Here is a 7324-nt window from a genome sequence, read left to right on the forward strand (position 1 = left end):
GCTTAGCGTTCAGTCATGACGGAGACGCTGACGGTGGTGCTGGCGCCGGATCCGGATGCCGCGAGCCTGGCCGGGGCACTGGTCGCCGACGCCTGTCTGGCCTGGCGGCTGCCGGGCCTGCTGCATCCGGCGCGGCGGGTGCTGTCCGAGCTGGTTCACAACGCGGTCGAGCACGCCCGGACCGAGGTGCGGGTGACGCTGACCCGCCGGGGCGACGGCCTGTGCCTGGCGGTGTCCGACGGTGATCCGCGGCTGCCGCGGCTGCGGGCTCCGGCGCCGGTGAGCCCGGGGCGGCCCCTCGACGAACGGGGCCGCGGCCTCCGGGTGGTGCAGGCCGCGGCGGCCGGCTGGGGCGCCGAGCCGACACCCACCGGCAAGGTGGTCTGGGCGCTGCTACACGGCGCCGGTGCGTAGATTTTCGGCCAGTTGGAGAACGTCCCGGTCGTTGTCGGAGCCGCCCCGGCCACGGGACATCGCGTCGGCGAGGGCGCGCAGCTCGTTGGGGGGAAGCCGGCCGGAGCCGAGGCCTTCGAGACGGAGGGTGAGTTTCGCGCCGGTCGCCGGGTCGCTGGCCTCCAGGGTCGGGGTCGAGACGACCCGGTGACCGATCCGTACGGTGTGGGCGCCCTGATGGACGTAGGCGGTGGCCAGGTCGATGCTGCGGGTACGGAAGAGACCGCGGACGTGGGCGCGGGTGCCGTCGAGCCAGGCGGCGGCCCGGAAGGTCCGCGCGATCATGCTGAGGAAGGAGAGCGTCCACAGCGTGCCGAAGGCGAAGAAGAACAGGCCGACGCCCGCGAAGAGCAGGTCGGTGCCGTGGGAGCCGGTCCCGTGGATCCCGAAGACGGAGGACTCGAATTCGGAGGAGTAGGAGACCGAGGGCTCGAACTCGTCCGGGCCGAGATCGGGGGTCCAGCCGGTTTCGGAGGGGTCGCCCTGGAACAGGCTGCGGGGGAAGTAGTCGCGCGGGTAGAAGGCGTGCGCGAAGACGAACCCGAAAACGGCGACCGCGAGCCCGATCGAGCCGGCCAGCAGACCGGAGAAGACGGCTCTCGCGCGTTCCTCGCCGGTCGCTCCCACTGAAAGCGTGTGCATGACCACAGAGCGTAAAGCCCGGATGCAAGGATGTCAGTCCACCATCACGCGGTTGCGTCCTGCCTCTTTTGCCCGGTAAAGGGCATGATCAGCGCGTGCCAGAAGTTCGTCGAGAGTGCTGCTCTCGTCGGCCAGACTGGTCAGACCGACACTGATGGTGACCGGGATCGGACCGGCCTGGGTGGGCACCGGCTCGGACGAGACGGCCAGGCGGACGCGCTCGGCCAGGTCTTCGGCGTGACCGTCGTGGTCGGGCAGGACCGCGGCGAACTCCTCACCGCCGTACCGGCCGAGGACGTCGGAGTGGCGCAGACGGCTACGGATCCGGGCGGCGACGGTACGGATGACCTCGTCCCCCACCCCGTGGCCGTACGTGTCGTTGATGTTCTTGAACTTGTCGATGTCGAGCATGACCGCCGCCAGCTGCCGGCCGTTGCGGGCGGCCGCCTGCACCAGCGCCCCGGCGATCGCGTAGAAGTGCCGCCGGTTGTGCTGCCCGGTCAGCTCGTCGGTGGTGGCCAGTTCCTGGACCCGGCTGAACAGGCGCGCGTTCTCGTAGGCGGCCATGCCCTGGGTGGACAGCGCGGCCGCCACCTGACGGCTGGTGTCGTCGAGTGCCGATCCGCCGACGAGCACCATGCCGACCGGGCCGTCCCGGCCGATCAGCGGCACCGTGAGAACACCGGGTGCGCCGGCGAGCAGCCTCCCCCGTACCCCCGCGGTCTCGGATGGATCGAGAAGCTCGGGGGCGTCGCCCACGGTGAGCTGCACCGGTGTCGCGATGGTGTCCGGCGGCGCGGCGCCGTCGACGTGCAGCACCTCGCCGGTGGCACCGATCAGGCAGGCGGCCGTGCCGCCGAGCTGGGCCCGCAGCATGCCGCAGAGGTGGCGCAGCAGTCTGTCGGGTTCGAGGATGGCGGTGAGTTCGGCCAGGCCGGCGCGCAGCATCTCGGCGAGCGCCTGCTGCTGGCGGGCGACCTGGACGGCCGAGTGCAGTTGCGCGGCCCGCGCGGTCTCCAGGGACACGGCGACGTGGCTGCTGACCGCGGTGAGCACGGCGACGTCCTCGTCGGTGAAGATGCCCCGGGCGAGCCGGCTGTCCAGGTAGACCACCGCCACCATGCGGCCTTTGAACTGGACCGGGGCGATCAGGATGCTGCGCAGGCCGTGCACGACGGCGCTGCGGGAGCCGAGGGCCGCGCCCTGCTCGGTGCCGGTGATCACCACGGGTTCGCCGGTCTCGGCGACCCGGCGGACCAGGCTGGTGCCGTACTCGCCGGTCTCGGGGAGGTCGCCGGACACGTCGCGGCCGGCGTAGCGGACCGGTTCGCCGTTGTCGTCGACCAGGAAGAAGATCGCCCGTTCGGCACCGAGGATGCGCAGCATCTCGTCGAGGGCGACGCTCGCGAGCTGCTGCGGGTCGAGGATGGTGGCGGCCGCGGTGCCGACCTGCTGGAGCGCCTCCAGGTGGCGGTTGCGGCCGGTGGTCGGGCGACGTTCGGCGACGGTCCGGCGGTGGGTGCCGGCGCCCTCGTCGACGCCGAATTCGGTACGGGTCTGCCGGCGCCGCTGCTCCCAGCCGTGGAAGACGGCCATCCCGAGCGCGAACCGGGCCTGCCGGTCGGCTTCGTTGGCCAGCCCCATGGCCCGCAGGGCACGGGCCCGGATGCGGAACACCTCGTACTGGACGAACGGTGCGTCGAGTCGGCGCAGCCGGCGTTCGGCCTCGTCGGCGACCTTGATGCAGCGCTGCGGGTCGCCCGTGGCCAGGTGCAGGGACGCCTTCGTGGTGAGGTAGACGCAGCGCAGCAGCGGGGTGCCGCCGATCCGCCCGAGCGCCTTGACGGCCTTTTGGGCGACGGCGAGCCGGGCCGGGCGGTCCGCGTCGGAGGCGAAGCGGAACTGGATCAGCCGGGCGTGCGCCATGTAGACGTAGATCCACCGGTGCTGCGGCATCAGCTCACTGTTGCGCAGCCCGAGCGCGTGGAACTCGGCGAAGATCTCCTCCAGCGGCGGTCCGACCTCACCCTGTTCGATCAGGGTGCAGGCGGCCGCGGTGAGCATGTTGGCGCGCTGCACGCGGGTGCCGGCACCCGGCGGGAACAGCTCACGCAGCCGTTTCAGGGCGGTCGCGGCGTCACCGAAACGGCTCTGCCCGGCCGGCACCATGACGCTGAGCATGCCGAGCGAGGTGCCGAGGGCCAGCTCGTGGTGGCCGAGGCGCTGCATGCCGCGCTCGTACTCGCGGGCCGCCTCGTCGATGTAACCGCGCAGCAGGAACCGTATCCCGAGGGTCGCGTAGCCCGGGATGAGCTGGGCCGGCACGTACCAGCGGGCGTTCCGGGTGATCGTCTTCTCCCAGGCGCTGCCGTCGTCGGCCCCGCTGAACAGCCGTGCGACACCGCGCAGCCACTCCACATAGGCGACCAGGCCGGGATCGCCGAGGTCCTCGGCCACCGCGTCGGCGCGGTTCAGGCAGCGGTCGCTCGTGCCGCGCAGTTTGATCATCGCGGTGACGTAGCCGATCAGGGCGTACACGCGGACGTACTCCGGGCAGGGGCCGAGCCGGTTCACCGCGTACATGGCCCGCAACGCCAGAATGCCGGCCTCCCGCAGGCGCAGGCCGACCGCGGCGGCATAACCGCCGGCGTCCAGGACGGCGGCGAGCGTGGCCTGCGTCTCCCGGTCCCGGCCGCGAGCGGTTCCGAACCCCAGTCTGGTACGCCGTACCAGCCCGCCCGCCATCGCGATGAACAGTGTCTGCACCAGGGCGAGCAGGCCCCGGCCGGGTAGCGGACGGCGGAGTTCGGCGAGCGCGGACCGGGCCGTGTCCAGGGCCTTCTCGTCGTCCCAGAGGGTGTGGTGCAGCTCGATGCGGGTGGTGAGCAGCCGGGCCCGTTGCAGCCGGTCGGCCGTGCCCGCGAGCGCCCGGCCGAGCACCGCGTCGGCCTCGTCGAACCGCCCGTCCGCCAGATAGGCCTGCGCGAGCACGTGCAGCAGCTCGCCGTCGGCCGCGGGATCACCGTCGACGGCGTCGGTGAGGTAGTGGATCGCCTCGGCCGGGGCCTGGTCGGCGAGGGCACGGCGGCCGGCCTCGGCGGCGCTGCGACGGCGGTCCTCCGGTGCGGAGGCGTCACCGGCGCGGCGGTGGTGACGGGCCACGGCGTACGCGTGTCCCTCGTCGCGCAGGTCCTCGGGCAGCCGGTCCAGGGCCGCGGCCAGGTCGGCGTGCAGCCGGCACAGTGCGGCCTCGCCGACCCGGTCGAGCAGGACCTCGCGCAGCTGCGGGTGGACGAAGGCGTACCAGCCACCGGGCCGGGGCTCCAGGACGTGCCGGTCGCCCGCGGCCGCGAGGGCGGCGAGCACCCGGTCCGCCTCGCCGAGCTGGAAGAGCACTTCGGGCCGGAACCGGATGCCGGCCGCGGCGGCGACGGTCAGGCAGTCCAGGGTCTCGGCGGACAGCCCGGTGAGCCGGGCGGCGATCAGGTCGCGGACGTCGGCGGCCGGGGGCAGCGCGTCGGCGCCGGGCAGGTCCAGTCGCCAGCCGCCCCAGACCGGGCTGAGCAGGCCGGCGTCGAGCAGCCGCAACAGGTAGCTGACGATCGCGAGCGGGGTCCCGTCGGTGCGCGCGGTCACGTGGCGGACCAGTTCGACGCCGACCTCGGCACCGGGCAGGCGGGAGGCGATCACGTCGGCGACGGCGGGCGCGGGCAGCGGCGCGCAGGTCACCTCCAGGGTGCCGGTGCTCTCCAGCCCGGCGGCCGGGTCGTCGGCGCCGTCCGGGGCGGTGAGCAGTACCAGGATCGGCAGCCCGGCCAGTTCGGCGGCGAGTTTCTCGATCAGCTGGCGGCTGCCGGAGTCGAGATGCTGGGCGTCGTCGACGGCCAGGAGCAGCCCGCCGGCCCGGGTGGCCAGCTCACCGAGGAACGCGGCACCGGCGCCGAGCACGTGCTCGTCGCCGCCGGGTGCGGGTTCCGCGGTGACGGCCGGGATCAGGTCACCGAAGAGCCGGGCGAGCAGGCCCGGCCCGGCGGTCGTGGCGGCCTCGGTGACCTGCGCGTCGACGGCGGCACGCTGCTCCGGTGACAGCCGGCGTACACCGGCCTGCCAGAAGGTGACCGCCTCGCGGGCGGCGGCGAGTGGCGACGCCTCATCGGGGCGGCAGGTGGCCCAGAACACCGGGAACCCGCCTGCCGTGGCCTCGGCGGCGAGCTCCTGGGCGAGCCGGGTACGGCCGGCGCCCGCCGCGCCACGGACGACCGCGATCCCGCCCTGTCCGGCGCGGGCGCGTTCCCAGCGGCGGCTGAGCCGGTCGGCCTCCTCGGCCCGGCCCCGCATCGGCCAGCTCGTGACCGCGGGCTGCGCGGCGGCCTCCCCTCCGGGGCAGCCCCGCAGGTCGGCCAGCAGCGTGGCGGCGTCCGGGTAGCGGTCGTCGGGGTCCTTGGCGAGCAGCCGGGTCACCACCGCGTGCAGTGCCGGGTCGATGCCGGGTCGCAGCTCGGCCAGGTCGGGCACCGGGGCGGCCAGGTGCAGGCGCAGCAGCTCGCCCACGTCGTCGGCCTCGAACGGCAGCCGGCCGGCCAGGCACTCGAACAGCACCACACCCAGCGAGTACAGGTCGGATCGGCCGTCGACCGGCCGTTTCAGCATCCCGGACTGCTCGGGCGAGCTGTAGAGGAAGGTGCCGACCGCCTCGTCGGTGTCGCCGCGTTCGCCGCCGATCTGGGCCAGACCGAAGTCGATCAGGGTGGCCGGCTGGTCCGGGCCGACCATGATGTTGCCCGGTTTGATGTCCCGGTGCACCAGGCCGAGGCGGTGCGCGGCGGCCAGCCCACGGGCCAGCCGGGCGGCCATCGCGACCACCCACTCCTGGCTGAGCGTGCCGCCGAGCTGCTCGGTGAGGGAGCCGCCGGTCAGGTGGTCGAGCACCATCGCGGGCACGCCGTCGAGGTCGCCGACGGCGTGCACCCGGACCACACCCGGGTCGTCGATGCAGGCCAGCAGCGCTGCCTCGCGGCTGAACTCGGTCCGGATCCCCGGATCGGCGCTCGCATCGGCGAGGGGACGTTTCACCGCGTACCAGCGGTCGCCGCGACGGGCCCGGTGGACCATCGTGAACGCGCCACGGCCGAGTTCGTCGACCAGTTCGAGCCCGGTCAGCCCTGTTTCCGTCACTTGACACTCACTCCGCGTCCGGCGTCACTGTGCTGATCGGCGGGAACCGGGTGAACCTGAACATTCCCGGCCGGGCGAAGGGATGGCCCTACGGGAGGGTGGCCGCCAGCTTCTGCAGCGCCTCCCTGGCTCCGCTGGTGATCGGCCGGCCGTGGCCGGGCAGGATGGTCCGTACGTCCAGGCCGGCCAGCTTCTTCACCGAGGCGGCCGCCTGCGTGGCGTCGGCGGTGTACAGCGGGGCCGAGCCCTCCAGCACGTTCTGGTTGCGCAGCGCGTCGCCGGCCACCAGCACCCCGGTCGCCGGCTCGAAGATCGACACGTGCCCCAGGGTGTGCCCGGGGGTGCCGATCATCTGAAGGCCGAAGACGTCGTCGCCGTCCTTGACCCCCTGGATCTGCTTCCCGGCCGCGTCGATCGCGGCGACGTCGTCGGTCCCCGCATACAGGGTCGCCGAGATCTGCGGCACGATCTCGGCCAGCCCGCCCGCGTGGTCCTCGTGCTGGTGGGTGAGGATGACGTGCTTGACCGAGCCCCAGCCCAGGCCGGCGGCCTTGAGACCGGCCTCGACCGCGGCCGCCGAACCGGCCGTGCCGGTGTCGACGACGGCCACCTCGCCGTTGCGGACCAGCAGGTAGACGGCGACGAAGTCGAGATCGACGCGGTGCCAGTCGACGCCCGGCCCGGCGCTCGCACCGGTGCTCGCACCGGCGCTCGGGCCGGCGCCGGTGGCCGGCGTGCCGGTGCCGGGTTTCTCCGTCTCACTACAGCCGGTGAGTGTGTTGAGGACGGTGATGCCGAACGCACCCGAACCCGCGGTCAGCAGCAGTCTGCGATGGAGCCGGAAGCCACTCATCCTCTCTCCTTAGCGCATCCGGTGAGGTTTCGCTCCCCCAGCGGCGGGCACCGCGGATCTGTGCCCGCTTCGCAACCTGCGATCGTCGGCACCGACCTCGCCCCGGGGGGGGTGTCCCTATGGTTTCTGTCAAGCGGCGAGGGCGATTTTCTCTGCCGGTTTGTGCTGGTAGGGGGTGGTGGTGCGGAGCATCGCGTGTAG

Annotated in this window: 4 protein-coding genes; 1 reads left to right on the forward strand and 3 read right to left on the reverse strand. The window is 73.2% G+C overall.

The window, feature by feature from the left end:
• Positions 1 to 15 precede the first annotated feature (15 nt).
• Positions 16 to 414 (forward strand): ATP-binding protein, encoded by a 399-nt coding sequence (locus BC793_RS42385; RefSeq protein WP_109602280.1) that lies wholly within the window; start codon positions 16 to 18, stop codon positions 412 to 414.
• On the opposite strand, the gene BC793_RS42390 is transcribed toward BC793_RS42385, so the two are convergent.
• From BC793_RS42390 to BC793_RS42400, 3 genes are all read right to left on the reverse strand, one after another.
• Positions 394 to 1095, reverse strand: coding sequence for a hypothetical protein (locus BC793_RS42390; protein WP_146246717.1), 702 nt, complete (start codon positions 1093 to 1095; stop codon positions 394 to 396). The genes BC793_RS42385 and BC793_RS42390 overlap by 21 nt on opposite strands.
• A 33-nt stretch (positions 1096 to 1128) precedes the next feature.
• On the reverse strand, positions 1129 to 6270 hold the full coding sequence (locus BC793_RS42395) for a diguanylate cyclase (RefSeq protein ID WP_109602282.1): 5142 nt from the start codon (positions 6268 to 6270) through the stop codon (positions 1129 to 1131).
• A gap of 88 nt (positions 6271 to 6358) precedes the next feature.
• On the reverse strand, positions 6359 to 7123 hold the full coding sequence (locus BC793_RS42400) for an MBL fold metallo-hydrolase (protein ID WP_109602283.1): 765 nt from the start codon (positions 7121 to 7123) through the stop codon (positions 6359 to 6361).
• Positions 7124 to 7324: the final 201 nt, after the last annotated feature.

This window comes from Actinoplanes xinjiangensis, assembly GCF_003148685.1.
In the GTDB taxonomy this organism is placed as follows: Bacteria; Actinomycetota; Actinomycetes; order Mycobacteriales; family Micromonosporaceae; genus Actinoplanes; species Actinoplanes xinjiangensis.